Consider the following 25,811-nt stretch of genomic DNA (forward strand, 5'->3'; position numbering starts at 1 on the left):
AAACAGATTTTCATCCATTTCGAGCTAATTCGGTCCTGTTTTCGCTATTAAATTGTAATATCATCACTTTCGTGATACAGTAAAAGCATCTCAGATAAAAGCGAATATTTTCTTTCATCTGAATAAGGTTTTTATAAAAGATAGGCCTTTCCTTCATAAATTTGTTGATTCGTTGCAAGTTTTTTTCAGGACCAAATCGCCTCAACCCCTTGTATTTACTGGGTTTCCGTTGATTTAGTCTTATTTTATCATCATCATCTCCTTCCCTGATTCCTGTCCAGAACAGAATTTCAAATATCAGATAATCCTCACTCCCCGGCTCAATCCCGGCAATAAATCTGTCATATTCTACTTTCGTCCAGAATTCTAGCTTATTAGCATCCGCTTTTCCCATCTTTTTTACTTTCTTACATGGATTTTCCTTCAGATTGTAAATTTTCTGTGCATGATTGAACAGTGCATTTAACTGGTTCTGAATCATACGCTCATAAGTCTTGCTGTACCCTTTTTCCTGAATGGTGTTCTGCCACTGGATAATCTCTGCCGGTGTGATCTCATTCATTTTTCTTGTTCCAAAATACGGAACAATGTGCTTGTTCATCATGTGCTGCTTGTTACGGATTGAATTTTCTTTCAGTTCATTCTTTTATTTTCAAAATAGACTTGAATAAAACTGTTCATCTCCATTTTCATATCCGCCACAGTCTTTCTTATGAATTCCTTTTCATAATTCAATGCTTCTTTCTTTGTCTTGAACCCTCTTTTCAGCTTCTGTGTTTTCTTTCCTGTCCAGTCAATATAACGGAAGCTCACATACCAGGTTCCCTGTGTTTTGTCTTTGTAAGCTGACATCTTAAACCCACCTTCATACTGCTCTCTGAGAGCATCCATAAAATTTTGTTTCTCAGTAGGGACGTGGAATCTTTCCGCGAACTGCCACATATCCTTCCTTTGCCAGTTCAGCATTCAGTTGCTTCAGAATAGAATATGCCTTACTGCGTTTCACGCCTAATTCTTCCATGACATCATCAACAGTCATCATATAATTAGTTTTCATAGCGTCTCCTTTCAAGTCACTTTTGTGACTCTTTTGATGTTTTCTGCTATAATTCACTTTTGTGACTTTATCAATAACCTTTTGCAAATTTTATTTTTATATTCCATTCTACATTTTCAGGCTATGTAAAAATCAACCTCTTTCGCATCATTCACTTTTGTGCTAGAATAGAATCACAAATATTATTAAGGAGGCAGCACATTATGGTAGGAAAAAAAATCCGGGCATACCGGGAATTCAGAGGGTACAGTCAGATACAGTTAGCCGAGCTGTCCGGTATTAACGTAGGTACGATCAGAAAATATGAACTGGGAATCCGAAATCCAAAACCGAATCAATTGGAAAAAATAGCAACTGCACTGGGATTAAATGTTAGTGTTTTTCTGGATTTTAATATTGAAACAGTTGGAGATGTGCTCTCCCTGCTGTTTTCTATTGATGATTCAGTGAACCTCTCACTTGCTGAGACACCTGAGCAGAAGATTTCACTGACGTTTGATAATCCTACAATGCAGGACTTTTTCAGGAAATGGTGTCAATTTAAAAATGTCTATGAAAAAGAAAAAGCTGAAATATTAGCTATTGAAGATGAAGATAAAAGACAGGCAGAACTGGATAAGTTGAACGCTACCCAGGAAGAATGGAAATTGCGTGCTATGGGAACTACGATAGGTTGTCATACCATCGTTAAAAAGGGTTCTGAAGACAATGACATCAAGACGTATAATCTGACTTAAGGAGGTATTAAATCATTTTGCAGAACACACCTGATTATCTATTTCATTATACAAATATTGAAACTCTCTCTCTGATTTTAGCAAATCGTACATTTAGACTAACTTCTTTAAATCAACTGGACGATCTTCAAGAGAAGGAAACTGGCGATACTCCTAATTTTGGTCAATTTTGTTATGTAAGTTCTTGGACTGATGACGAAACAGAAAGCATTCCTATGTGGAATATGTATTCATCTTTAGAGTCTGGAATTCGTATTAAATTAAAAGCAAATCCTTTTAAACTTTATAAAAATAGTCCTAATGATATCTCGAAAATAAAGCTTTTATCAATAATTGATTCTTCTACTGAAGCTTTTCAACACTCATACATCCCTTTGCGATGTATGCTAGAACAACATTTTTCATGCTTACATGCCATGACCCCATCATTTCTTCATCAGGTTAAATACACAAACGATCAAGGTAAATTATATCCTAATCTTATACTTAAGCATGATAACCAAATATTAATGATGCCAGATCAATTGGGATTATATAAAAACGAATACTGGAGTTTTCAAAAGGAGTGGCGTTACAAATTAATGTGCTTTCCTATCGGACCGGATAATTCTATGGAACAACTCAACATTATGGCTTCATTAATGGTAAATGGTATAGTTAAACAACCTTTTTCTTATTATGACTTAAAATTGGACGATGATGCCTTTTCACATATGGAAATAACATTAAGTCCTAAAATCAGCCCCGGTTATCGTCTTATAGTAAACAGCCTTATCGAAAAATATAATCCTACTGCTCAAATTTATGATAGCAGTTTAATTGGATTAGTGTAATTTTGTTATCATTCTGTTATCACAAACGGTTGTCAGGATACTCTCCCGGCAGCCGTTTTTCTATACTGTTCGTTATTATTTCCCACTCTTTCTAATATTTCCACTCAACAGAAAAACCCCGGAAACCTTACGGTTCCGGGGTATCTTACGTTTGGACACATGTACCTTACGGTACTCAATATATATAATTTAAGATGTTATGCTAAAATTATTCGATAACTGTAGCAACACGTCCTGATCCTACAGTACGTCCACCTTCACGGATAGCGAAAGTAAGACCCTGGCTCATAGCGATTGGGTGGATCAGTTCGATTGTCATCTCGATGTTATCTCCAGGCATGCACATCTCTGTTCCTTCTGGAAGGTTGATAACACCTGTAACGTCTGTTGTTCTGAAGTAGAACTGTGGACGATAGTTGTTGAAGAATGGTGTATGACGGCCACCCTCGTCTTTAGTCAGAACGTAAACCTGAGCTGTGAATTTTGTATGGCATGTGATTGTTCCTGGTTTAGCAAGAACCTGTCCACGCTCGATCTCGTTTCTCTGAACACCACGAAGAAGTGCACCGATGTTATCACCAGCCTGAGCCTCATCAAGAAGTTTACGGAACATCTCGATACCAGTTACAACAACTTTACGAGTCTCTTCTTTGATACCAACGATCTCAACCTCATCAGATACGTGAAGAACACCAGCCTCTACTCTACCAGTAGCAACTGTTCCACGTCCTGTGATGGAGAATACGTCCTCTACAGGCATAACGAATGGTTTATCTGTGTCACGCTGTGGGTCTGGAATGTAGCTATCTACTGCATCCATAAGCTCCATGATCTTATCGCCCCACTCGCTGCTCGGATCCTCAAGAGCTTTAAGAGCAGATCCTCTGATTACCGGGATATCATCTCCTGGGAAGTCATACTCGGAAAGAAGCTCACGGATCTCCATCTCAACCAGCTCAAGAAGCTCGTCATCGTCAACCATATCACATTTGTTCATGAATACAACGATGTAAGGAACACCTACCTGACGGGAAAGAAGGATGTGCTCTTTTGTCTGAGCCATAACACCATCTGTAGCAGCAACAACAAGGATAGCACCATCCATCTGAGCTGCACCAGTGATCATGTTCTTAACGTAGTCAGCATGGCCTGGGCAGTCAACGTGTGCATAGTGTCTATGCTCTGTCTCATACTCAACGTGTGCTGTAGAGATTGTGATACCACGCTCTCTTTCCTCTGGAGCTTTATCAATGTTAGCGAAATCTGTAGCTACGTTACCAGCAACTCTCTCAGAAAGTACTTTTGTGATAGCTGCAGTTAAAGTTGTTTTACCATGGTCAACGTGTCCGATGGTACCAATGTTACAATGCGGTTTTGTTCTCTCAAACTTAGCCTTTGCCATTTTAAAATGTCCTCCTTGAATAGTTGGCTCATTCTCTATTAAAATAGAGCGCCATATCGATTTTAAACTTGCTATCCTTGATTATATTGCAAACCAAGGATATTTGCAAGCTTTTTATTGTTTTATATGAAATCCTGATTCAGCCTGTAGTTAAATCAGTCTTTCTTTGCCAGAACTTTTTCCTGAACACTCTTTGGAACTGGCTCATATTTCTCAAAGAACATGGAGTAATTACCACGTCCCTGAGTTCTGGAACGAAGATCTGTTGCATATCCGAACATTTCGGAAAGCGGAACAAATCCACGGATCATCTTACCGCCGCCGATATCATCCATACCTTCGATACGACCACGACGGGAGTTGATATCACCGATAACATCACCCATGTAATCCTCTGGTGTGGTTACCTCAACCTTCATGATAGGCTCAAGAAGAATTGGGGAAGCCTTCTGCATAGCATCCTTGAATGCAAGGGAACCTGCGATGTGGAATGCCATCTCAGAAGAATCGACTTCATGATAAGATCCATCGTATACATTTGCATGTACACCAACAACCGGATATCCACCAAGGATACCAGCCTTCATAGCCTCTTCGATACCTTCTCCTACAGCCGGGATATATTCCTTCGGAATAGCACCGCCGACAACAGTAGACTCGAACTTGTACAGTTCTTCGCCGTTGGCATCCATAGGCTCGAATTTAACTTTACAGTGACCATACTGTCCACGACCACCGGACTGTTTAGCATACTTGCTGTCTACATCAACAGCCTTGGTGATTGTCTCTTTGTAAGCAACCTGAGGAGCACCTACGTTAGCCTCTACGTGGAACTCACGAAGAAGACGGTCAACGATGATCTCAAGGTGAAGCTCACCCATACCAGCGATAATGGTCTGTCCTGTTTCCTGATCTGTATGTGCACGGAAGGTCGGATCCTCTTCTGCAAGTTTTGCAAGAGCCTCACCAAGTTTGCCCTGTCCTGCTTTTGTCTTAGGCTCGATAGCCAGCTCGATAACTGGTTCCGGGAACTCCATGGACTCGAGGATTACTGGATGCTGCTCATCACAGATTGTATCACCAGTTGTGGTGAATTTGAATCCGATAGCTGCAGCAATATCACCGGAGTAAACCTTATCAAGCTCCATACGCTTGTTAGCATGCATCTGAAGGATACGGCCAACACGCTCTTTTTTGCCCTTTGTAGAGTTATATACATAGGATCCGGAATTCATTGTTCCTGAATATACACGGAAATATGCAAGTTTTCCAACGAATGGGTCTGTCATGATCTTGAATGCCAGAGCGGAGAACGGCTCTTCATCAGAAGAATGTCTCACGGTCGGGTTTCCATCCATGTCAACACCATCAATTGGTGGAATATCTGTTGGAGCAGGCATGTACTCCAGGATAGCGTCCAGAAGTTTCTGAACACCTTTGTTTCTATATGCAGAACCGCAGCATACCGGAACAGCTGTACACTCGCATGTACCTTTTCTCAGAGCTGCTTTCAGTCTGTCTGTGCTTGGCTCTTCGCCCTCAAGATATTCCATCATGAGATCGTCATCCAGCTCACAGATCTTCTCGATCAGTTCTGTATGATAAAGCTCAGCATCCTCTTTCATGTCTTCCGGGATATCGGTGATAGTAATATCATCGCCCTTCTCGTCATTGTAGATGTAAGCTTTCATTTCGAATAAGTCAATGATTCCCTTGAAGTCATCTTCTTTTCCGATTGGCAGCTGCAGGCAGATTGCATTTTTACCAAGACGAGTCTTGATCTGCTCTACTGCGCCGTAGAAGTTTGCACCAAGGATGTCCATCTTATTGATGAATGCCATACGTGGTACATTGTAGGTATCAGCCTGACGCCAAACGTTCTCAGACTGTGGCTCAACACCACCCTTTGCACAGAATACGCCGACAGCGCCATCCAGTACACGAAGGGAACGCTCAACCTCAACAGTAAAGTCTACGTGGCCTGGGGTATCAATGATGTTGATACGATGCTCCAAAGCGCCTGGCTTCGGTTTGCAGTTCTCTTCCAGTGTCCAGTGACATGTTGTTGCAGCGGATGTGATTGTGATACCACGCTCCTGCTCCTGCTCCATCCAGTCCATGGTAGCAGTACCTTCATGAGTATCACCAATCTTGTAGTTGACACCTGTATAGTACAGAATTCGTTCTGTAAGAGTTGTCTTACCTGCATCGATATGAGCCATAATACCAATGTTTCTGGTTCTCTCGAGCGGGTATTCTCTACCTTCTTTTCCAGCCAATGGATTTTCCTCCTTGATTAGAAGCGATAGTGAGCAAATGCTTTATTTGCTTCAGCCATCTTATGCATGTCTTCTTTCCTCTTTACAGATGCTCCGGTGTTATTGGCTGCATCCATAAGCTCGTTAGCCAGTTTCTCTTCCATGGTCTTCTCGCCTCTCTTGCGGGAGAACATGGTGATCCAGCGAAGAGCCAGAGCCTGACGTCTGTCAGCTCTTACCTCGATCGGAACCTGATAAGTAGCTCCACCGATACGTCTTGCTTTAACTTCAAGCTGAGGCATTACGTTGTTCATTGCCTCTTCAAATACTTCAATTGCTGGCTTGCCAGATTTTTCTTCCATTCTGGCGAATGCTCCGTAAACAATTTTCTGTGCAACACCTTTCTTACCATCTAACATGATGTTATTGATAAGCTTTGTAACAACTTTATTGTTGTACATCGGGTCTGCCAGAACGTCTCTTTTCTGAGTATGTCCTTTACGTGGCACGTTACTTCCCTCCTTAATCATCCTGATTATCTCATCGGTACTCACGCAGTAAACTATTGCATGTTCGCACTGGTAATGGTCCTATATTTAACCCGCAACCGACAGGGTATATGGAATACCGTACAAATCTCTATAGTCTCCGCAGCAATACGGATGGATTATTTTTTAACTTTCGGTCTCTTAGCGCCGTATTTGGAACGGGCCTGTTTTCTGTTAGCAACACCTGCGGTATCAAGAGTACCTCTGATGATGTGGTATCTTGTACCAGGTAAGTCCTTAACCCTTCCTCCACGGATCAGAACAACGCTATGCTCCTGAAGGTTGTGACCTTCTCCTGGGATGTAGCTTGTTACTTCGATTCCGTTGGAAAGACGAACTCTGGCGATTTTTCTAAGAGCTGAGTTAGGCTTCTTAGGAGTAGCTGTTTTAACAGCTGTGCAAACGCCACGTTTCTGTGGTGCAGACTGCTCAACTGCTTTCTTTCTTAAAGAGTTATAAGTTCTCTGCAGAGCCGGAGCTGTAGATTTCTTAACAGCTGTCTGGCGTCCTTTTCTTACTAACTGGTTGAATGTTGGCATTCCATTTCACCTCCCGATTTATTTCTCCATAGATTGTTCTATGGGGTTTCCTTGCGGTTGCTATTATCTTAGTAAGCGCGGAAAAAAATGCCTTATTTCGCACGCTTTTTGATTATATCCTGTCTGCATATCTCTGTCAAGGTGTTTTTCATCAATTTTTCCTTATTTTTTCAAGGTTTTTACAATTTATCACGGTGAATTATAAATAGGTTTCTTCTTATTATAATGTATTTTTTACTGCTGTTCTGAAGCGTGTAAAAAAATCATTCCCGTGATCTGCATCACAATTTGTGGGAGATTTCGCTCGGATGAGGGCGCCTTAGCGGGCTACGGCAACCGAATTCGGGTGCGATATACCGCAAAGTGGGGCGTGCAGATTGCGGGAATGATTTTTCAAACACGCTCCAGGAAAACCTAACTTTACATTGCATTCACAGCTTTACATTATTATAATAAGAAACAAGAACTTTTCAGCACCTCTACAGTACCTGCTTTTCGAAATACTATCTGCTGAATAGTCGAAAAAAGAATTAACATGAACAGGAGTATACATATGTGTTTCAAAAAAGCAGTTGCTAAATCCAGTGGATTCTCCAGGATTTTTGTATTTGGCCTCATGATTTTTTCCGGAGCAGGACTTATAAACCTGTGCACTGTCTGCGCAGAGACCACTGACGAGTTTCAGGGACCGCCTGTAGCCCAGTCACATATAATTGGTATTGATCCCGGTCATCAGGGTCCAAATGTGGATATGAGTGACCTTGAACCTCTTGGTCCAGGTTCCACAGAAATGAAAGCCAAAGCCTCAACAGGAACCCAGGGAACTTTTTCAGGTCTGCCTGAATATCAGCTGAATCTGGATGTTTCTTTGAAGCTGCAGCAGATTCTGGAAGACCGTGGCTATCAGACAGTTCTCACCAGAACGGATAATGATACTGCCATCAGCAATAAAGAGCGCGCTGAATATGTTGCCGGACAGGGGGCTGAGGTTTACGTGCGTATCCATGCCAATGGTGCTGAATCGTCCTCTGCTGCCGGTGCACTTACCATTTCCCCCTCCTCTTCCAATCCTTATGTATCCCAGCTCTATGATGATTCCAGCAGCCTTTCCCAGTGCATTCTGGATGCCTATTGTGACGCAACCGGATTTGAAAACCGCGGCGTAACATATGCCGACAATATGACTGGAATCAACTGGAGCACCATTCCGGTAACTATTGTGGAAATGGGATTTATGACCAATGAATCTGACGATCTGAAAATGAGCGATCCGGATTTTCAGGACACAATGGCATCCGGAATCGCTGATGGGATTGATGCATATTTTGAGGAAAAATAAATCTGGATTTACTGCCATAAAATAATGTCTCTTCCAGATATTTCATCGATTCGAAAGGAGAACTTATGAAAAATAATAGAAAGAAACAAACCTCTTCTTATCTGCTGATTTTTCTTGGCATTGTCGCTGCTTTACTGATTCTTATCATTCTTTACCTTACTTTCTTCAGAAAGGACAGCCAGAGCAGTATTAATCTGGCAAAAAATGATTCAGCAACAGACCAGACTGAAAATTTCACTGACGGTGAAACTTTCGGATTTACCTCTGGTGACGAGACTTCTGATGACGCCGACCAGAGCGGCTTTGTTTCTGATGATGGAAGTTCCGACAGCGAATCTTCTACAGATGATTCTTCTGTCCAGGAACCTTCCCAGAGAGAAAGTGCAGGTCCTGTACAGTCTTCTCCAACTCCGGAGGAAGTAACGGTTCCTTATCAGACTCCTGCTGCCAATGCAGAACCAATAGGTTCTTCCCAGTCATCCGGTTCCGACTCCGCTCAGACAACAGATGGCACTTCCCAGGGAAAAAAAGATTCTACCATGGCTGCTATTACCCCCGAACTTTCTGACGATGATGGCACCATCTCTCCCTCCCACGGAAGTTCTGCTTTTGACAACAAATCCGATGAAAAGATGGATGCTCTGGTCACTCAGGTCCAATCCCAGCTTCCTGGTTCAAACGGTTCCTGGAGCGTTTATATCTGTGACCTTTCAGGCGGCTCAGAGGCTACGATCAATGATTCCCCAATGCAGGCAGCCAGCCTGATCAAGCTTTTCATTATGGGTGCAGTATATGAGAATTATGATTCTTTGTCCCAGCAGTATGGTTCTGCCACCCTGGATTCTTATCTGACACCAATGATCACCGTCAGTGATAATGACGCGGCAAACAGTCTGGTTTCCTGCCTGGGAGGTGGCGACAGCACTACAGGTATGCAGAAAGTAAACAGTTTCTGTCAGTCTCACGGCTACACAAATACTTCCATGGGACGACTGCTTCTTGCAAGCAACGAATTCGGAGATAATTACACTTCTGCCCATGACTGTGGAAAATTCCTGAAAGAAATTTACCAGATCTGCTCTGGTACTACTCAGACGCCAAGCCTTTTACATGCAGAAGAAATGTATTCCCTTCTGAAGCAGCAGCAACGTACCAACAAGATTCCGGCAGCCCTGCCAGAGGGCGTCAGCGTTGCCAACAAAACCGGTGAGCTTTCCAATGTAGAAAATGATGCCGGAATCCTGTACAACGCACAGGGTGGAAACGATCTGGTCATCGTCTTCCTTTCCCAGAACCTCTCCAGCCCGGGAGAAGCCCAGAATACAATTGCACAGCTTAGCCGCAGTATTTATCTCTACTATAATGATTAACCTTAATTGCTATTAAAAATGCGCAGTGCCTCCAAACAACACTGCGCATTTCTATATTAAGAAATTACCTACTCCTCGTCCCCATTCTCTTCATATGACATTTCCCATATCTCCGAAAAAACAGCCAGCGGACAATCCGTCAAAAGACACATCAGCAGGAAACATTCGTATGGGTTCACAATATAAATCTCGCTCATTCCACACTTCTTCAGAATTCTCTGCGCTTCCTCTATGAAATGATGGTATCTGTCATAGGGATCATCATCCTCCATCTCCTGAGACACAATAAAGAACTCCAGCGTAAGAAGATCAAACCGCTCTACCGGGAACTTGTGATTCAGAATATTGGTAATTCTCTGTCTGCTGAACCTCTTCTGGCTGAAATGTTTCGCCAGGATAGAGGCTGACATTTTTTTCAGATTTCCCATTTTATTGATAGGAATACCATTGCAGATTACCTTCTCCAGATCAGACGGAGTAATATTCTCCGGTTTCCAGACCTTAGCCCGGCCTTTCTCCTCCTCATCCTTCTGATACATGGCCGCAATGATCTGCTTCGCATGTTCCAGAAGGCGCAGGAACTCCTGAAATGCCTGACTCTTCTCATTCATTGGATCATCCCAGCCAGCTTTCAGGCATGCCAGATATTTCAGCAATTTTTCCTCTGTATCTATGGTAAAATCGCCGCTGATTACTTCCGCCACTTTGCCTTTATCTGCTGCAGGTTCCATGGATTTGTAATTCTCTTTATATTCCTCTGCCTTGCTGTAAGGAAGCTGCTTACTATAACAATACCAGTAGATCACTTCCTCTGGATTATGGAAATCAAAATCCTGCTCCTTCAGCACCCTTGTCAGAAAGTCTGAAACATCCTCCGCGCTCATGCGAAGCCCGAAGCCCAGCAGAAATACAGTCTCGCGTTTTACTGAGGCCTGTGTAAGCCAGTTGTTCACCAACGCAGGAAGCTTAGTTGAAGTAGGATTCATAGACTTGGGTGTATAGGTTTCCCGGAAAGAATCAACTGCAATATCTCTGTATACCTCCTGGGGCACTTCTCCAAACGGTTCCTCAATCCCGGCTCTTTCATAGATATATCTCTTCAAATGATCTCCGAACGAAACCAGCTCCATCTCTTTATATAAATAATGAAAAATAACGTCAGCATCTTCATCCTCAAATCCGTCCAGACTGACTACCTGACGAAATCTCTGGGCAGCCCTTCTGGTAAATTCAAAATCCTTTACGGAATCAAATGCCACTGTCTGTTCAAAATCAAGATCCTGCATACGATTTTTCATCATAAATCACCTTCATTTTCCTATAATCAACTACTTAAATTGTGAAAAATTTTGCCCTCTGATTTATCCCTTCTTCTGCAAAAGCCAGGTTTTGAACGGCCGATTCTCTGCTCTTACCTCGCAGAGAATGATCGTAGTATTATCTCTGGCCCCTTTATCCAGTACCCTTGTTAAAAGAGCATGGGCAATATCACGAATTGAGTCCTCCAGCTTCATAATTTCTTCAATCTCGCGATCAGATAACATATCTGTTACCCCGTCTGAGCAAAGCAGATAACGGTCCCTATCCTGATAAGGAACTGCCGCAATGGCAGGTTCCAGCTTCATCTCGGTCTCCTCCACTCCCAGAAACTGAGTCAGTGGTGCTTTCCCAAATCTGCAGCTTTTCAACACATGATCTCTGGAAATCTGTGAAAAATTTCCCTTGGAAAACCGATAAATCCTGCTGTCTCCCAGATTACAGATATACGCTTCTTTTTTTCCAAAAGCAAGCATCGCCATAGTAGTTCCCATGGCACTGATCCGTTGTTCCCGACCATAATCACATACAGCCTGATTCATATTCTTACAGGCTTCCGTAAGAAAAAGTTCTGGTGCTTTACGAAGCATCCCCTTATTTTCCCTATAAAAATGCTCCAGGCTGTCAGAAGCAAGCCAGGCAGCCATTTCCCCCTGGCTCTCCCCTCCCATGCCATCAAAAACAGCCATTACCGGAAGGCTCTCCCGAAGCCTGATACCTGTACGGATTTCTTCTGTTCCATGATTACTCACTGGAAGGTGCTCTCCGCAGCACCAGAAATTGTCCTCGTTATTTGGTCGCACTTTCCCTGCATGGCAGGTATATGCATAATCAATATGATATGTCATTCTATTCCTCTTCGTCTGTCTGTCGATATTCCAAAGAATCACAGCCACTTCTTATATGACCGGTATCATCATTCATCTAACTGCTCCAGCGCATTTTTCCAGTATTTCTCGCCACGCTTGGTGTACTCAGTACTGTCATTCTCCTTATCGTGGACAGTTCCGTCTGTATCGATCCAGCGTATCAGTTTGCCACGCTTGTCATAATAATATAATTCCTTCTTATTACCGGTCCATACATATGCAAAAAACAGACGTTCATCCCAATAATAATACTCCTCATAAACTCCATCTTCGGATGTCTCCGGATAAATCAGCGCTTTCACCAGTTTCCCATTGCTGTCATAGTAGCGAAGCCGATTGCCTTCCTTGCCAACTTCCTTGCAGTCCGGAAGTTCGCTTACAATTGTATTCGCCTGCTCCTTAATTGTCTGAATTGAAGTAGAAAATTCATCAATTTGAGCAGTACTGTTATCATTAGCTTCCAGGACTTCCATAACGTTCTCCGTATTTTGAGCCTTGCGATTCTCATCATGGATTAATTTCATATAAACACCAATAATAATGCATGCCGCAAGCGCCACTACAATAAGGGAAACTGTCCATGGTGAAATCTGTCTTTCCTGGTCCCACCCGCTTCTCTGCTGCTTCTTTCGCTTAGTGGAAGAGGCATTTACTGACTGTTTCTCATAATTTTTCACTGCATTTTTCGCAGGCTTTCTGAGCTGTGCCTCTTCTTCCCGGACAGCTTTCTCAATCTGAGGGTCTTCTGCCACATGGGTCCGCTCCATACGGTCTTCCGGCTCCTGAGGGGCATATCTTCTCTGGTCCCGCTCAAGTTCTGCCGAATTTGTCAGCTCCCACTGGGACTTCTCCCACTCTTTCTCTGCATTCACCGGTGCCAGACGAAGCTTCTCCAAATCCCGCAGCATATCTTCTGGTTTCCTGTAACGTTTCCCCGGCTCATATGCACATGCTTTTAGTATAATGTGGGAAAAAGCAGCACTGGCATTAACTGGTACCGGCATTTTCTCCCCTGCCATTCTCCGTGCAAGGGCAGTCTCTTTATCTCTGTATGTAATCAACTGCTTATCCAGTGAAAGAAAAGGCAGCCTGTTCTGATTCATCAATTTATATAATACAATTCCAAGGGAATAGATATCAATACTGCTGTCGTACTTCTCACCCTTGTAAATCTCCGGTGCCATGTAGGAATAGGTACCTTTCTTGGACATATTGCTCATAGTATGTGCCTGTTCCCTGGCAATTCCAAAGTCACCCAGCTTAAAATCACCGAATCTGGACACAAAAATATTCTCCGGTTTCACATCACGGTGAATAATATTCAATTTTCTGCAATAAATCAATGCCATAGCCAGGTCACAGCCAAGCTTGATCACTTCCTTCTCAGTAAGCTCCTTGCCTGTGCAGTAATCCATAAAACTGGTAAGATATTCCATTCTTATGGAAATGTCCCAGCCGATCTCATCCAAATATTCCACCACTTTGAAATCTTCAAATGAAACCACATGGGAATTTCCGCAAAAATGCTCCATGGTGTATATTTCCTGAACACAGTCCTCTACCAGATTGCGAAAATATTCTCTGGTAGACTGCTCATTATTCATCTCTGACCGTACACTATCCAGTTCCCCTTTACTTCCCGGAATAGATATGATCTTGATGGCGGAGTAAAAAGAACGGCCGCGTTCTGTCCGCTTCGCTTTATAAACTTTTCCAAAAGAGCCTTCCCCTATTTTCTCTACAAGTTTCCATTCTGGCCAGACGGAAACCGGAACATCTTTATCCATGTATGTTCTCCCTCCTCGAATGGGTAATGACTTTTTAAATAGACTGGCAAGTCTTCCCCGTCACGATGCACAGAAATCATGGTTTACGTGATTTCACACCGCTATTCTCGGGTTTTCTGTGAACTACTTTTCCCCCAGAACACCTCGCGGAATACTGCCTTCTGAATAGTTACATAAAACATTATACAGGAATCTTACCACAAATGATAGACCAGGTTGTATTTTCCTCTATCCATATTTTTCCTTACCCTCGCCTACGGCGGATTGTCTCGAGCAGCATTTCCCTTGCTGCTGCAGTGTGTTCCTGCCGGGCTGCACTTTTTTGTGTAACAGTAAGTTCCATAGAATTCTCTGTTACACAAAAATCCCCCAAAGCAACATTTCTGTCACCCTGGGGGATTTCATATTTTATCGTTTATTCTTCACTGTCTTCAGAAGAATCCTCATCCTCAAATGTATCCTCATCCACTGCAAGATCTGCCTCATCAGCAGTCTCCAGCTCTTCTGAGTCTTCCGCTACATCCAGCACATCCTGATCCTCGTCGTCCATTTCATCGAATTCGATTTCTTCTGGCTCTTCCGGCATTCCTGTATCAAGCTCTACATCGCTGTAGCACTTCATACCTGTACCAGCTGGAATCAGTTTACCGATGATTACGTTCTCTTTCAAACCGATCAGATGGTCAACCTTACCCTTAATAGCAGCTTCAGTCAGAACCTTGGTGGTCTCCTGGAAGGAAGCAGCTGACAGGAAGGAATCAGTTGCCAGAGATGCCTTGGTAATACCAAGCATTCCCTGTTTTCCAACTGCCGGACGTAAGCCCTCAGCTTCCAGCTTCTCATTTACTTCCTCATACTCAAGGAAGTCAACAAGTGTACCTGGCAGGAACTCGGAATCTCCGTTATCCTCGATACGGATTTTCTTCAGCATCTGATGAACGATAACCTCGATATGTTTATCGTTGATCTCAACACCCTGAAGACGGTATACACGCTGAACCTCACGGATCATGTAATCCTGAACTGCACGAACACCCTTGATTCGAAGAATATCATGCGGGTTTACACTACCTTCTGTAAGCTCATCACCAGCCTCCATAACCTGTCCGTCCATGATCTTGATACGGGAACCGTATGGGATCAGGTAAGTCTTGGAATCACCAGTCTCCGGATCTGTTACGATGATCTCTCTCTTCTTCTTGGTGTCATTGATTGTAGCAACACCCTTGATTTCAGTGATAACAGCAAGTCCTTTCGGCTTTCTTGCCTCAAAAAGCTCCTCGACACGAGGAAGACCCTGTGTGATATCTCCACCGGCAACACCACCTGTATGGAAAGTACGCATAGTCAGCTGTGTACCTGGCTCACCGATAGACTGTGCAGCGATGATACCGATGGACTCACCAACCTGTACCGGCTCACCGGTAGCCATGTTTGCGCCATAGCACTTCGCACACACACCAACCTTACACTTACAGCTCAGGATGGTACGGATCTTAACCTGCTCAACAGCACCTCCGGTAATGTTGTCTACACCCTCTTTCATGATACGTGCAGCACGCTTCGGAGTAATCATGTGGTTTGCTTTTACAAGGACTTCGCCCTCTTTATTCTTAATGGTCTCGCAGGAGAAACGACCTGTAATACGATCCTGAAGGCTCTCGATCTCCTCCTTGCCATCCATGAAACCTTTTACATACATACCGGAAATCTCTGCTCTGTTCTCACAGCAGTCCATCTCACGTACGATCAGATCCTGAGATACGTCAACAAGACGTCTTGTCAGGTAACCGGAATCGGCTGTACGAAGAGCGGTATCAGAAAGTCCTTTACGCGCTCCATGAGCGGACATGAAGTATTCCAGTACGTCCAGACCTTCACGGAAGTTTGACTTGATAGGAAGCTCGATTGTATGTCCGGTTGTATCGGCCATCAATCCACGCATACCTGCAAGCTGTTTGATCTGTTTATCAGATCCACGGGCACCAGAGTCAGCCATCATGAAGATGTTGTTGTACTTATCAAGTCCGGAAAGAAGTGCATGAGTAAGCTCATCGTCAGTCTTCTTCCAGGTATCCACAACCTCTTTATAACGCTCTTCCTCAGTAATAAGACCACGTTTATAGTTCTTTGTGATCTTATCTACAGTATCCTGTGCAGCCTTGATCATCTCAGGCTTCTGCGGCGGCACGGTCATATCAGAAATAGATACAGTCATGGCAGCTCTTGTAGAATACTTGTAACCCATAGCTTTGATAGAGTCCAGAACCTCAGCAGTCTTGGTTGCTCCGTGAGTATTAATAACTTTTTCAAGGATCTGTTTCAGCTGTTTCTTACCAACCAGGAAGTCAACCTCAAGAAGAAGCTCATTTCCCGGAATGCTTCTGTCAACAAATCCAAGATCCTGTGGCAGGATCTCATTGAACAGGAAACGTCCCAGTGTAGACTGCACGTTGCCTGTGAAAGTGCTTCCATCCGGCATTACCTTGCTACAGCGGACAAGAATCTTGGACTGCAGAGTAATTACCTGATTCTCATATGCCAGAATTGCCTCATTTACGCTCTTGAAGAACTTTCCTTCTCCCTTATTTCCAGGTCTTTCCTGTGTCAGATAGTAAATACCAAGGACCATATCCTGTGAAGGAACGGCTACCGGTCCACCATCAGAAGGTTTCAGAAGGTTGTTCGGAGACAGAAGCAGGAAGCGGCACTCTGCCTGTGCTTCCTGGGACAGTGGAAGATGGACAGCCATCTGGTCACCATCGAAGTCAGCGTTGAAAGCGGTACAAACAAGCGGATGAAGCTTAATAGCCTTACCTTCTACAAGGATCGGCTCAAACGCCTGGATACCCAGACGATGCAGTGTAGGTGCACGGTTCAGCATAACCGGATGTTCTTTGATAACATCTTCCAGAACGTCCCATACAGCTGGCTCAAGCTTCTCTACCATCTTCTTGGCATTCTTAATATTGTGAGAGGTACCGTTTGCTACCAGTTCTTTCATAACGAAAGGCTTAAACAGCTCGATTGCCATCTCTTTTGGCAGACCGCACTGATAAATCTTCAGCTCTGGTCCAACAACAATAACGGAACGTCCGGAGTAGTCAACACGCTTACCAAGAAGGTTCTGACGGAAACGTCCGGATTTACCTTTCAGCATATCAGAAAGGGATTTCAGGGCTCTGTTTCCAGGACCTGTAACCGGACGGCCACGACGACCATTGTCGATCAGGGCATCAACAGCTTCCTGAAGCATACGCTTCTCATTGCGGACAATGATATCCGGAGCACCAAGCTCCAGCAGTCTTTTCAGACGATTATTACGATTAATGATTCTTCTGTACAGATCATTCAGGTCAGATGTTGCAAAACGTCCACCATCCAGCTGTACCATAGGACGAAGATCCGGCGGGATTACAGGAACAACATCAAGAATCATCCACTCAGGACGGTTTCCTGACTCACGGAAAGATTCAACAACCTCAAGACGTTTGATGATCCTTGCACGCTTCTGGCCTGTTGCCTTAACCAGCTCTGCCTTTAATTCAGCGGAATCCTTCTCAAGATCGATAGCCATAAGGAGCTCTTTGATAGCCTCAGCACCCATGCCTACGCGGAAGTTATTTCCGTAAGACTCACGGGCATCCTGATATTCTCTCTCAGTAAGGATCTGCTTGTACTGGAGTCCGGAATCTGCCGGATCCAGTACAATATAATTTGCAAAGTAAAGAACTTTCTCCAGTGTTCTTGGAGTCAGATCCAGGATAAGTCCCATGCGGGACGGAATACCCTTGAAATACCAGATATGGGAAACAGGAGCAGCAAGCTCAATGTGACCCATACGCTCTCTACGAACGGAAGCCTTGGTAACCTCAACGCCGCATCGGTCGCAGACAACACCTTTATAACGGATTTTCTTATATTTACCACAGTGGCACTCCCAGTCCTTGCTTGGTCCGAAAATTCTTTCACAGAAAAGTCCGTCTTTCTCCGGTTTCAAGGTACGGTAGTTGATGGTTTCCGGTTTTGTAACCTCACCTCTTGACCACTCTCTGATCTTTTCCGGGGACGCCAGTCCAATTTTAATGGCATCAAAAGTCATTGGCTGATATGTTTCATTGGTATTGGTTGATTCTGCCATGTATTCTTTTCCCCTTTCTACTCTTCGATATCATCGTAGGAATCGTCGATTTCGGATTCATAATCCTCTTCTTCGTCCTCGTCCACATCAACAAGTTCCTCTCCGTCAAACTCCTGCTTGGTATAGCCATGTTTGCTGAAGGATTCCTCTCCTCTGTGGCCGCGGGAATCTCCCTCGATAACTGCACGAAGATCGGTTTCGCCGTAATCTACATTCTCCATGATCTGAACTTCTGTCTGATCATCTTTGAGCACACGTACATCCAATGCCAGGGACTGGAGCTCTTTAAGAAGAACCTTAAAGGATTCCGGAATACCAGGCTCAGGGATGTTATCACCCTTGATGATTGCTTCATAAGTCTTCACACGACCGACTACATCATCGGATTTAACTGTCAGGATTTCCTGGAGTGTATAGGATGCACCGTATGCCTCCAGAGCCCAAACCTCCATCTCTCCGAAACGCTGTCCACCGAACTGAGCTTTACCACCCAGTGGCTGCTGTGTAACCAGAGAGTAAGGACCTGTGGAACGGGCATGGATCTTATCATCAACCAGATGATGCAGTTTCAGGTAATGCATGTGTCCGATTGTGGTCGGACCGTCGAAGAACTCTCCGGTACGTCCGTCACGAAGCTGTACTTTACCATCTCTGGAAATCGGAACACCTTTCCACAATGCTCTGTGGGCTTTGTTCTCATCCAGATACTGCATTACATCAGGTGCCAGAATGTCTTTGTATTTCTCACGGAACTCTTCAAAATCTTCTGTATTTACATAGTCATTTGCAAGTTCCAGTGTATCCTGGATATCATTCTCGTTTGCACCATCGAATACCGGTGTGGAAATATTAAAGCCAAGTGCTTTGGCAGCAAGACTTAAATGAATTTCCAGGACCTGTCCAATGTTCATACGGGAAGGTACACCCAGCGGGTTCAGCACGATATCCAGTGGACGTCCGTTCGGAAGGAATGGCATATCCTCAACCGGAAGTACACGGGAAACGACACCCTTGTTACCATGACGACCAGCCATCTTATCACCAACGGAGATTTTTCTCTTCTGTGCGATATAGATACGTACAGACTGATTAACTCCTGGAGACAGCTCATCACCATTTTCTCTTGTGAATACCTTGGCGTCTACAACGATACCATACTCACCGTGTGGTACCTTAAGGGAAGTATCACGAACCTCGCGTGCTTTCTCACCAAAGATTGCACGAAGAAGTCTCTCCTCTGCTGTAAGCTCAGTCTCTCCCTTAGGAGTAACCTTACCAACAAGGATATCACCAGCACGAACCTCTGCACCGATACGAATGATTCCGCGCTCATCAAGATCCTTGAGTGCATCATCACCTACGCCTGGAACATCACGGGTGATCTCTTCCGGTCCAAGCTTTGTATCACGGGATTCTGCTTCATATTCTTCAATGTGAACAGATGTATAAACATCGTTCTGTACAAGTTTCTCACTTAACAGTACGGCATCCTCGTAGTTATAACCTTCCCAGGTCATAAATCCGATCAGAGGGTTCTTGCCAAGAGCAAGCTCTCCCTGAGAAGTAGACGGACCATCGGCAATAACATCACCTGCTTCAACGTGCTCGCCCTGATTAACGATCGGACGCTGGTTGTAGCAGTTGCTCTGGTTACTGCGCATGAATTTGGTAAGATGATAATCATCTTTTGTTCCATCATCATTCTTGATGCTGATATCGGTAGATGTGGAGCGAAGTACAGTACCAGACTTTCTTGCAACCACACAAACACCGGAGTCAACAGCTGTCTTTGCTTCCATTCCTGTACCAACAACTGGTGCTTCTGTGGTAAGAAGCGGAACAGCCTGACGCTGCATGTTTGATCCCATCAGCGCACGGTTCGCATCGTCGTTCTGAAGGAATGGAATCAGGGCTGTAGCTACAGAGAATACCATCTTAGGAGATACGTCCATGTAATCAAACATCTGACGCTCATACTCCTGAGTCTCTTCACGATAACGACCGGAAACGTTCTTACGAACGAAATGTCCTTCTGCGTCAAGTGCCTCATTCGCCTGTGCTACATGGTAGTTATCCTCTTCATCTGCGGTCATGTAAACAACTTCGTCAGTTACACGCGGATTCATAGGATCAGTTTTATCAATCTTACGGTAAGGTGCCTCAACAAATCCGTACTGATTCAGCTTTGCATAAGATGCAAGGGAGTTGATCAGACCGATGTTCGGACCCTCAGGAGTCTCGATCGGGCACATTCTTCCGTAATGGGAATAGTGAACGTCTCGAACCTCGAATCCGGCTCTGTCTCGTGACAAACCGCCAGGTCCAAGTGCGGAAAGACGTCTCTTATGGGTCAGCTCACCAAGAGGGTTGTTCTGATCCATAAACTGTGACAGCTGGGAGGATCCAAAGAACTCTTTTACAGCAGCTGTTACAGGTTTGATATTGATCAGGGACTGCGGGGAAATGCTCTCCACATCCTGTGTTGTCATTCTCTCACGAACCACACGCTCAAGTCTGGAAAGACCGATACGGTACTGATTCTGAAGCAGTTCACCAACCGCACGGATACGACGGTTTCCTAAGTGGTCGATGTCGTCGTCATTTCCAATGCCATATTCCAGATGCATATTGTAATTAATAGAAGCAAAAATATCTTCTCTTGTAATATGCTTCGGAATCAGGTCATGGATATCTCTGCGGATAGCGGCAATTCTGTCCTCAAGTGTGTCATTTTCTTCCAGAATTTTTTCGAGTACAGGGTAATATACTAACTCTGTAACCCCAAGCTCTTCCAGGTTCTCAATTTCTGGCAGATAGTGATGCATGTCTACCATTAAGTTAGAAAGAACTTTAATTCTGCGGTCTTCTTCACCCTGGATCCATACAAATGGAACTGCAGCGTTCTGAATGGCATCAGCCAGTTCTCTGGTTACGATAGTACCAGCCTCTGCAAGAATTTCTCCTGTAGAGCCCTCAACCACATCGTCAGCCAGCTTATGACCAACAATTCGTTTATTGAAATGAAGTTTCTTATTAAATTTATAACGTCCGACCTTGGCAAGATCATATCTTCTCGGATCAAAGAACATCGCATTGATCAGGCTCTCTGCGCTCTCAACTGCAAGCGGCTCGCCTGGACGGATTTTCTTATACAGTTCAAGAAGACCTTCTTCATAATTCGTAGAAGTATCCTTTGTGAAACTTGCAAGGATCTTCGGCTCTTCGCCAAACAGATCAATGATCTCTGCATTGGAACCAACACCAAGTGCACGGATCAGTACAGTGATCGGAACCTTACGGGTTCTGTCCACACGCACATAGAATACATCGTTGGAGTCAGTCTCATATTCCAGCCATGCTCCTCTGTTAGGAATTACTGTACAGGAAAACAGTCTCTTACCGATTTTATCGTGTGCAATGGCATAATAGATTCCAGGGGAACGTACTAACTGGCTGACAATAACACGCTCAGCACCGTTAATGACGAAAGTTCCTGTCGCGGTCATAATCGGCAGGTCTCCCATGAAAATCTCGTGTTCGTTGATCTCATCTGTTTCCTTGTTAATCAGTCTCACTCGAACCTTCAAAGGTGCGGCATAAGTTACGTCACGTTCTTTACACTGCTCGATGGTGTATTTAGCCTCTTTTTCATCAAATGTGAAGCCGATGAATTCAAGACTGAGCTTTCCGCCGTAGTCTGCGATTGGAGAAATATCGTCGAATACTTCATTCAATCCTTCGTCGAGAAACCACTGGTAAGAATCCTTCTGGACCTCGATCAAGTTCGGCATTTCCAGGACTTCTTTTTGTCTCTGGTAGCTCATTCGCATGCTTTTTCCAGTTTTTACAGAACGAATTCTGTTTTTTTCCATTGACGTTTCACCCCTGTTTTATTTTATTTATTACAACATCAGCCCGCTCTGCTGCATAAGCATAGTAGGCATATCTTGCCATAATATAGCATTCTTCACTATAGCACAACAAAAAAAGCCTGTCAAGCACTTTTCTGTTGTTTTTTCATTTGTTTTTTTATTTGTAATTGCTGAATAGTTATAATTTATTTTACTTTTCTCTTACTATAAGAAAGGTTTCCATATTTATCCGATAATACAAAGAGAAGCTTCGTTCCTTTTTTCTGTTTTTTGATAGAAATATTATATTTCTTTCGGGAATTGATGCTTCCTCTGCCGATTTTTTTATTCTTGTTTCTGCTCACTGCATAAATTGTAAGCTTCTTTCCACCCGCCGCTTTGCCTGTGATCTTCACTGACTTTCTGGTAATCTTAGACGCAGTGGGCATTTTCACGGAAATGATTCCAGTGCTGTTTTCCGCATAAATTGCATAAGTACTGCCATTATTCTCCAGACGGTTCTTTTTGTTTCCGGAAATCTTTGACCTGCTTACATATAAACCGCATTTTCTGCTGCCAGTAACCGCATTTCCATAAAGTTTTCCGGTCTGACTTGCGATCACTTGGATTCCTCTGCCATTCACATTCGTAATCCTGTTAGATTTTATAACAGCATTTCCAATATTTTCCACATATATTCCGTCCAGCATACAGCCTTTCACCTGATTCGCTGTGATCTGACAGCCCTCGCTGCCCCAGAGAACAATTCCGTTCTTTTTTCCGGAGGATATACGGTTCCGGCTTACTTCACACCCGTCAGAGCCATTTTCCATAAGAATTCCATCGCCGCCGATACCTGAAATCACATTATCCAGGACTTGATTCTCTGTGGATGGAGTCCCCAGCTTTCCTCCGTCATAAGCGTAGATTCCTACATTTTTACAACCTGATACCTGATTATCTTTTATCACATTTTTGGAAGAAGCAGACAGGTAAATTCCCATATTGGAAAAGGATGCAGTTTTTTTCAGCTTCAGCTGATTATTTTCCACTGTACAGCCATCAGCTAGATAAAGGCGAATTCCATTTCCATTCCCTGTGATCATATTTTCCTTTACCTCAACACCGGTTTCCTTATAAATACCTGTCGGAATTCCCTTAGCCTGTGCCTTTGAGCTGTCACTTACCCAGGCTCCCTGGACTTCAATTCCATATCCTCTCCATGTGTTTCCATTGATCTGACTCACTGAAGAAATAGAAATCTGATTGTTTTTCACGGAAATACCCGCATTCTGGTGGTTTCCTTCCATTCCTGCAACAGTTCCCGGTATAAGATGGGTATTCGGGAAATACATGCAGCTCACAAGCACTCCGCCGCCTGCATTCTCTATTATATTGTCCTCCACAGCAGAATCCACGTAATTCAGGCACCAGACAGCTCTCTTTTTCACATTTCGAAAGGTATTCCCCTGAATCACGATGTTCCGGTATGGTCTGTCGTAGATCATGCTGTGACTGCCCACTCCTGCAAACACATCCTCAAAAACGTTATCCGTAATCCTGATATTCTCACAGACAGCTCCGTCAAAGGGCTGATATCCTGGAAAAATATAATCCAAACATGCATCCAGCTGAATGCATTCCTGTCCGCCGCCTTCATATTCCTGCCAATATCCCCGGAATGTACAGCCAGTCACAGTTACATCTTCCGTACCTGCCAGCTCAAGAAAATGAGATTTCAAATTGTTTAGAAATGTTACGTTCTTCACAGTTACGTGTCTGGCATGTCCAATCCTGAAGCCTACAAAACCGCCTGTGCCTTCCTTATCTTCGACAACCGGGTAATTCAGATCCCAGGTTCCGCCTTCAATGGTGATATTGTGATATCCATCATAACCTCCGGCAGAAAGTATGTCATCTCCCAGTCTGAGGACCACATGCTTATCTGTACAAGTTTTCGTCAGCACAGCCCCTTCTGCATAAAGAGTAAGATTGCTGTACATATGGATAGTTCCGGAAATCAGATAGCTTCCCTGAGGAATGATTACCGTACAAGGAGTTTCATCTGTAGCTCTCTGCCCCATAAAGTGAAGCACTGTATTCAAAGTTTCGGTAATATCACTTCCATCAGCCACATCTAAAGTCACCACTGCAGCGCCTTCTGGAATAGTCGCCAGAATCTGCTGTTCATTATCAGAAGGTACAGGTGTAAGCAGAGCTTCTTCTGGCTCCTCTTCAAAATCATTATCAGACTCATCTGCTGAAAAAAATCCCACCTCAGCTGTTCCGCCATAGAAGCCAGTCTCATCCTCTTCCATTTCCGGCTCAATATCGCAATCTGAAAAGCTGTCTTCAAAATTCTCCGTCACATTTTCTGCTGATTCAGCATATATAACAGAACTGCCTCCCAGATATAAAGATACTCCCAGTAATGTTACAGTCAAAAACATTTTTATATTCATTCAGAATCTCCTTGCACAAAAAGAATCCTGATTGCAGGAAACTCCAACAGAATTTCCTGTTACACAAAAAAATCCCCGCAGTGGCCTGCACGACAGACTTCTGCGGGGAGCATGGTTCGCTTAAATACACCTAAATTATTTAAGAGTAACTTTAGCGCCTTCAGCCTCAAGTTTAGTTTTGATATCCTCAGCCTCTGCTTTGGAAGCGCCCTCTTTAACCATTTTCGGAGCACCATCAACAACTTCTTTAGCTTCTTTAAGACCTAAGCCTGTGATCTCACGAACAACTTTGATAACTTTAACTTTGTTAGGACCTACTTCTGTAAGCTCTACGTCAAACTCATCTTTCTCCTCAGCTGCTTCACCAGCACCTGCTGCTGCTACAACAACGCCTGCTGCTGCGGATACACCGAACTCTTCCTCGCAAGCTTTTACTAAATCATTTAACTCTAATACAGATAACTCTTTGATTGCTTCGATAAACTCAGCTGTTGTTAACTTTGCCATTATAATTTTCCTCCATTTTTAAATTTTTTGTGGAATCAATGATTCGATTCAGCGACAGAAACTTAAATTATTCTGCTGCTGGTGCCTCAGCCTCTCCACCCTTCTGCTCTGCGATCTGATTAAGCACACGAGCAAAGTTGGTAATAGGAGACTGGATACTTCCAAGCAGTTTGCCAAGAAGTTCTTCTCTGGACGGGATCTGGGACAGTGCCTGGATTCCTGCCTGATCGTTGTAGTTACCCTCAACAATACCAGCTACTAACTCAAGTGCCGGATACTGTTTTGCAAATTTAGCAAGGATTCTTGCAGGAGCAGTAGCGTCTGTTGCAGAAATTGCAATAGCGTTTGTTCCATGTAAGTGCTTGTCAAGATCTGCACATGGAGTACCTTCAAATGCACGACGCATTAAAGTGTTTTTGTAAACCTTGTACTGTACGCCGGACTCTCTTAACTCTTTACGTAAAATAGTATCCTGCTCAACTGTAAGACCACTGTAGTCAACAAGAACAACAGCCTGTGCGTCTTTAATATTGTTAGCGATTTCTTCTACGATTGGTTGTTTCAGTTCTACTTTTGCCATGAAATGGTACACCTCCTTATAGAATTTGATATACCGCCAAAAAAAGCCTTACTGTAAGACAGCAAGGCTTAACGTAATTCTTACGAAAGAATACTTAGTCCTCGGTAGGCGTTTTAATCCTTATGCCTTACGGCACCTACTGTCTTCGGCAGCGTTCTGTAATAAAATACCACGTTCGATTTTATTTGTCAATAGTAATTTTAATTTTTTTACA

Annotated in this window: 19 protein-coding genes, 2 pseudogenes and 1 other annotated feature; of the genes and pseudogenes, 5 read left to right on the top strand and 16 right to left on the bottom strand. The window is 43.7% G+C overall.

The window, feature by feature from the left end:
• Window positions 1-10: 10 nt before the first annotated feature.
• The 3 genes from PGQ38_RS21000 to PGQ38_RS10525 all read right to left on the bottom strand — a co-directional run bounded on the left by PGQ38_RS21000 (window position 11) and on the right by PGQ38_RS10525 (window position 1,057).
• Window positions 11-562, bottom strand: a complete 552-nt coding sequence (locus tag PGQ38_RS21000) for a hypothetical protein (protein WP_270431625.1) — start codon at window positions 560-562, stop codon at window positions 11-13.
• Between the two features lie 71 nt (window positions 563-633).
• Window positions 634-852, bottom strand: coding sequence for an Arm DNA-binding domain-containing protein (locus tag PGQ38_RS21005; protein WP_243243732.1), 219 nt, complete (start codon window positions 850-852; stop codon window positions 634-636).
• A 52-nt stretch (window positions 853-904) separates the two neighbouring features.
• Complete coding sequence (locus tag PGQ38_RS10525; RefSeq protein ID WP_187566461.1) at window positions 905-1,057, bottom strand: helix-turn-helix domain-containing protein; 153 nt, start codon at window positions 1,055-1,057, stop codon at window positions 905-907.
• 203 nt (window positions 1,058-1,260) lie between these two features.
• Here PGQ38_RS10525 and PGQ38_RS10530 point away from each other — a divergent pair, with 203 nt between their 5' ends.
• Window positions 1,261-1,794, top strand: coding sequence for a helix-turn-helix domain-containing protein (locus PGQ38_RS10530; protein WP_204454577.1), 534 nt, complete (start codon window positions 1,261-1,263; stop codon window positions 1,792-1,794).
• A gap of 17 nt (window positions 1,795-1,811) precedes the next feature.
• Window positions 1,812-2,627 carry a DUF2971 domain-containing protein gene (locus PGQ38_RS10535; RefSeq protein WP_204454576.1) on the top strand — a complete coding sequence of 272 codons (816 nt, stop codon included), beginning with the start codon at window positions 1,812-1,814 and terminating at the stop codon, window positions 2,625-2,627.
• A 208-nt stretch (window positions 2,628-2,835) separates the two neighbouring features.
• On the opposite strand, the gene tuf is transcribed toward PGQ38_RS10535, so the two are convergent.
• From tuf to PGQ38_RS20640, 5 genes and pseudogenes are all read right to left on the bottom strand, one after another.
• Window positions 2,836-4,029 carry an elongation factor Tu gene (tuf, locus tag PGQ38_RS10540; RefSeq protein ID WP_118583298.1) on the bottom strand — a complete coding sequence of 398 codons (1,194 nt, stop codon included), beginning with the start codon at window positions 4,027-4,029 and terminating at the stop codon, window positions 2,836-2,838.
• A gap of 155 nt (window positions 4,030-4,184) precedes the next feature.
• Complete coding sequence (gene fusA, locus PGQ38_RS10545; RefSeq protein WP_226837870.1) at window positions 4,185-6,308, bottom strand: elongation factor G; 2,124 nt, start codon at window positions 6,306-6,308, stop codon at window positions 4,185-4,187.
• A 17-nt stretch (window positions 6,309-6,325) separates the two neighbouring features.
• Window positions 6,326-6,796, bottom strand: coding sequence for a 30S ribosomal protein S7 (rpsG, locus tag PGQ38_RS10550; RefSeq protein WP_207664929.1), 471 nt, complete (start codon window positions 6,794-6,796; stop codon window positions 6,326-6,328).
• A gap of 158 nt (window positions 6,797-6,954) precedes the next feature.
• Window positions 6,955-7,374, bottom strand: coding sequence for a 30S ribosomal protein S12 (gene rpsL, locus PGQ38_RS10555; protein WP_117854826.1), 420 nt, complete (start codon window positions 7,372-7,374; stop codon window positions 6,955-6,957).
• A gap of 220 nt (window positions 7,375-7,594) precedes the next feature.
• Window positions 7,595-7,729: pseudogene (locus tag PGQ38_RS20640) on the bottom strand (DUF6783 domain-containing protein).
• On the opposite strand from PGQ38_RS20640, the pseudogene PGQ38_RS20645 reads away from it, so the two are divergent.
• The 3 genes and pseudogenes from PGQ38_RS20645 to PGQ38_RS19520 all read left to right on the top strand — a co-directional run.
• A pseudogene (locus PGQ38_RS20645) lies at window positions 7,709-7,792 on the top strand (DUF6783 domain-containing protein); the annotation flags it as partial. The pseudogenes PGQ38_RS20640 and PGQ38_RS20645 sit on opposite strands and share 21 nt — an antisense overlap.
• A gap of 135 nt (window positions 7,793-7,927) precedes the next feature.
• The gene (locus PGQ38_RS10560) at window positions 7,928-8,713 is read left to right on the top strand and encodes an N-acetylmuramoyl-L-alanine amidase (protein WP_270431633.1); all 786 of its coding nucleotides are present in this window, start codon (window positions 7,928-7,930) and stop codon (window positions 8,711-8,713) included.
• A 65-nt stretch (window positions 8,714-8,778) separates the two neighbouring features.
• Window positions 8,779-10,083: a serine hydrolase gene (locus PGQ38_RS19520; protein WP_330674470.1), complete on the top strand. Its 1,305-nt coding sequence runs from the start codon at window positions 8,779-8,781 to the stop codon at window positions 10,081-10,083.
• Between the two features lie 68 nt (window positions 10,084-10,151).
• Here the strand turns inward: PGQ38_RS19520 and PGQ38_RS10570 are convergent, their stop codons facing one another.
• The 8 genes from PGQ38_RS10570 to rplJ all read right to left on the bottom strand — a co-directional run bounded on the left by PGQ38_RS10570 (window position 10,152) and on the right by rplJ (window position 25,597).
• A complete protein-coding gene (locus PGQ38_RS10570; RefSeq protein ID WP_330674471.1) occupies window positions 10,152-11,384 on the bottom strand; it encodes a hypothetical protein in 1,233 nt (410 codons plus the stop codon).
• A gap of 60 nt (window positions 11,385-11,444) precedes the next feature.
• Window positions 11,445-12,248: a PP2C family protein-serine/threonine phosphatase gene (locus tag PGQ38_RS10575; protein ID WP_204454573.1), complete on the bottom strand. Its 804-nt coding sequence runs from the start codon at window positions 12,246-12,248 to the stop codon at window positions 11,445-11,447.
• 68 nt (window positions 12,249-12,316) lie between these two features.
• Window positions 12,317-14,056, bottom strand: a complete 1,740-nt coding sequence (locus PGQ38_RS10580) for a serine/threonine-protein kinase (RefSeq protein ID WP_204454572.1) — start codon at window positions 14,054-14,056, stop codon at window positions 12,317-12,319.
• Window positions 14,057-14,471: 415 nt separating this feature from the next.
• The gene (rpoC, locus tag PGQ38_RS10585) at window positions 14,472-18,197 is read right to left on the bottom strand and encodes a DNA-directed RNA polymerase subunit beta' (protein ID WP_204454571.1); all 3,726 of its coding nucleotides are present in this window, start codon (window positions 18,195-18,197) and stop codon (window positions 14,472-14,474) included.
• 17 nt (window positions 18,198-18,214) lie between these two features.
• A complete protein-coding gene (gene rpoB, locus PGQ38_RS10590; protein WP_118583310.1) occupies window positions 18,215-22,069 on the bottom strand; it encodes a DNA-directed RNA polymerase subunit beta in 3,855 nt (1,284 codons plus the stop codon).
• Between the two features lie 185 nt (window positions 22,070-22,254).
• Window positions 22,255-24,510, bottom strand: a complete 2,256-nt coding sequence (locus tag PGQ38_RS10595) for a right-handed parallel beta-helix repeat-containing protein (protein WP_204454569.1) — start codon at window positions 24,508-24,510, stop codon at window positions 22,255-22,257.
• Between the two features lie 135 nt (window positions 24,511-24,645).
• On the bottom strand, window positions 24,646-25,017 hold the full coding sequence (gene rplL / locus PGQ38_RS10600) for a 50S ribosomal protein L7/L12 (RefSeq protein ID WP_118583314.1): 372 nt from the start codon (window positions 25,015-25,017) through the stop codon (window positions 24,646-24,648).
• A gap of 67 nt (window positions 25,018-25,084) precedes the next feature.
• The gene (rplJ, locus tag PGQ38_RS10605; RefSeq protein ID WP_118583316.1) at window positions 25,085-25,597 is read right to left on the bottom strand and encodes a 50S ribosomal protein L10; all 513 of its coding nucleotides are present in this window, start codon (window positions 25,595-25,597) and stop codon (window positions 25,085-25,087) included.
• Between the two features lie 30 nt (window positions 25,598-25,627).
• Window positions 25,628-25,764 (bottom strand) — a sequence feature (ribosomal protein L10 leader region).
• Window positions 25,765-25,811: the final 47 nt, after the last annotated feature.

Origin of the sequence: Blautia faecis (assembly GCF_027662325.1) — a bacterium.
Lineage (GTDB): Bacteria > Bacillota > Clostridia > Lachnospirales > Lachnospiraceae > Blautia_A > Blautia_A faecis.

What these genes read in the sequence shown, in the direction of transcription:
- PGQ38_RS10530 (WP_204454577.1), top strand. Translation starts at nt 1,261, where the DNA reads ATGGTAGGAAAAAAAATCCGGGCATACCGGGAATTCAGAGGGTACAGT.
- PGQ38_RS10570 (WP_330674471.1), bottom strand. Translation starts at nt 11,384, where the DNA reads ATGATGAAAAATCGTATGCAGGATCTTGATTTTGAACAGACAGTGGCA.
- rpsL (WP_117854826.1), bottom strand. Translation starts at nt 7,374, where the DNA reads ATGCCAACATTCAACCAGTTAGTAAGAAAAGGACGCCAGACAGCTGTT.
- PGQ38_RS10580 (WP_204454572.1), bottom strand. Translation starts at nt 14,056, where the DNA reads ATGGATAAAGATGTTCCGGTTTCCGTCTGGCCAGAATGGAAACTTGTA.
- rpoC (WP_204454571.1), bottom strand. Translation starts at nt 18,197, where the DNA reads ATGGCAGAATCAACCAATACCAATGAAACATATCAGCCAATGACTTTT.
- PGQ38_RS10595 (WP_204454569.1), bottom strand. Translation starts at nt 24,510, where the DNA reads ATGAATATAAAAATGTTTTTGACTGTAACATTACTGGGAGTATCTTTA.
- PGQ38_RS19520 (WP_330674470.1), top strand. Translation starts at nt 8,779, where the DNA reads ATGAAAAATAATAGAAAGAAACAAACCTCTTCTTATCTGCTGATTTTT.
- rplL (WP_118583314.1), bottom strand. Translation starts at nt 25,017, where the DNA reads ATGGCAAAGTTAACAACAGCTGAGTTTATCGAAGCAATCAAAGAGTTA.
- PGQ38_RS21000 (WP_270431625.1), bottom strand. Translation starts at nt 562, where the DNA reads ATGAATGAGATCACACCGGCAGAGATTATCCAGTGGCAGAACACCATT.
- PGQ38_RS10560 (WP_270431633.1), top strand. Translation starts at nt 7,928, where the DNA reads ATGTGTTTCAAAAAAGCAGTTGCTAAATCCAGTGGATTCTCCAGGATT.
- rpoB (WP_118583310.1), bottom strand. Translation starts at nt 22,069, where the DNA reads ATGGAAAAAAACAGAATTCGTTCTGTAAAAACTGGAAAAAGCATGCGA.
- PGQ38_RS10575 (WP_204454573.1), bottom strand. Translation starts at nt 12,248, where the DNA reads ATGACATATCATATTGATTATGCATATACCTGCCATGCAGGGAAAGTG.
- rplJ (WP_118583316.1), bottom strand. Translation starts at nt 25,597, where the DNA reads ATGGCAAAAGTAGAACTGAAACAACCAATCGTAGAAGAAATCGCTAAC.
- PGQ38_RS21005 (WP_243243732.1), bottom strand. Translation starts at nt 852, where the DNA reads ATGTCAGCTTACAAAGACAAAACACAGGGAACCTGGTATGTGAGCTTC.
- PGQ38_RS10525 (WP_187566461.1), bottom strand. Translation starts at nt 1,057, where the DNA reads ATGAAAACTAATTATATGATGACTGTTGATGATGTCATGGAAGAATTA.
- tuf (WP_118583298.1), bottom strand. Translation starts at nt 4,029, where the DNA reads ATGGCAAAGGCTAAGTTTGAGAGAACAAAACCGCATTGTAACATTGGT.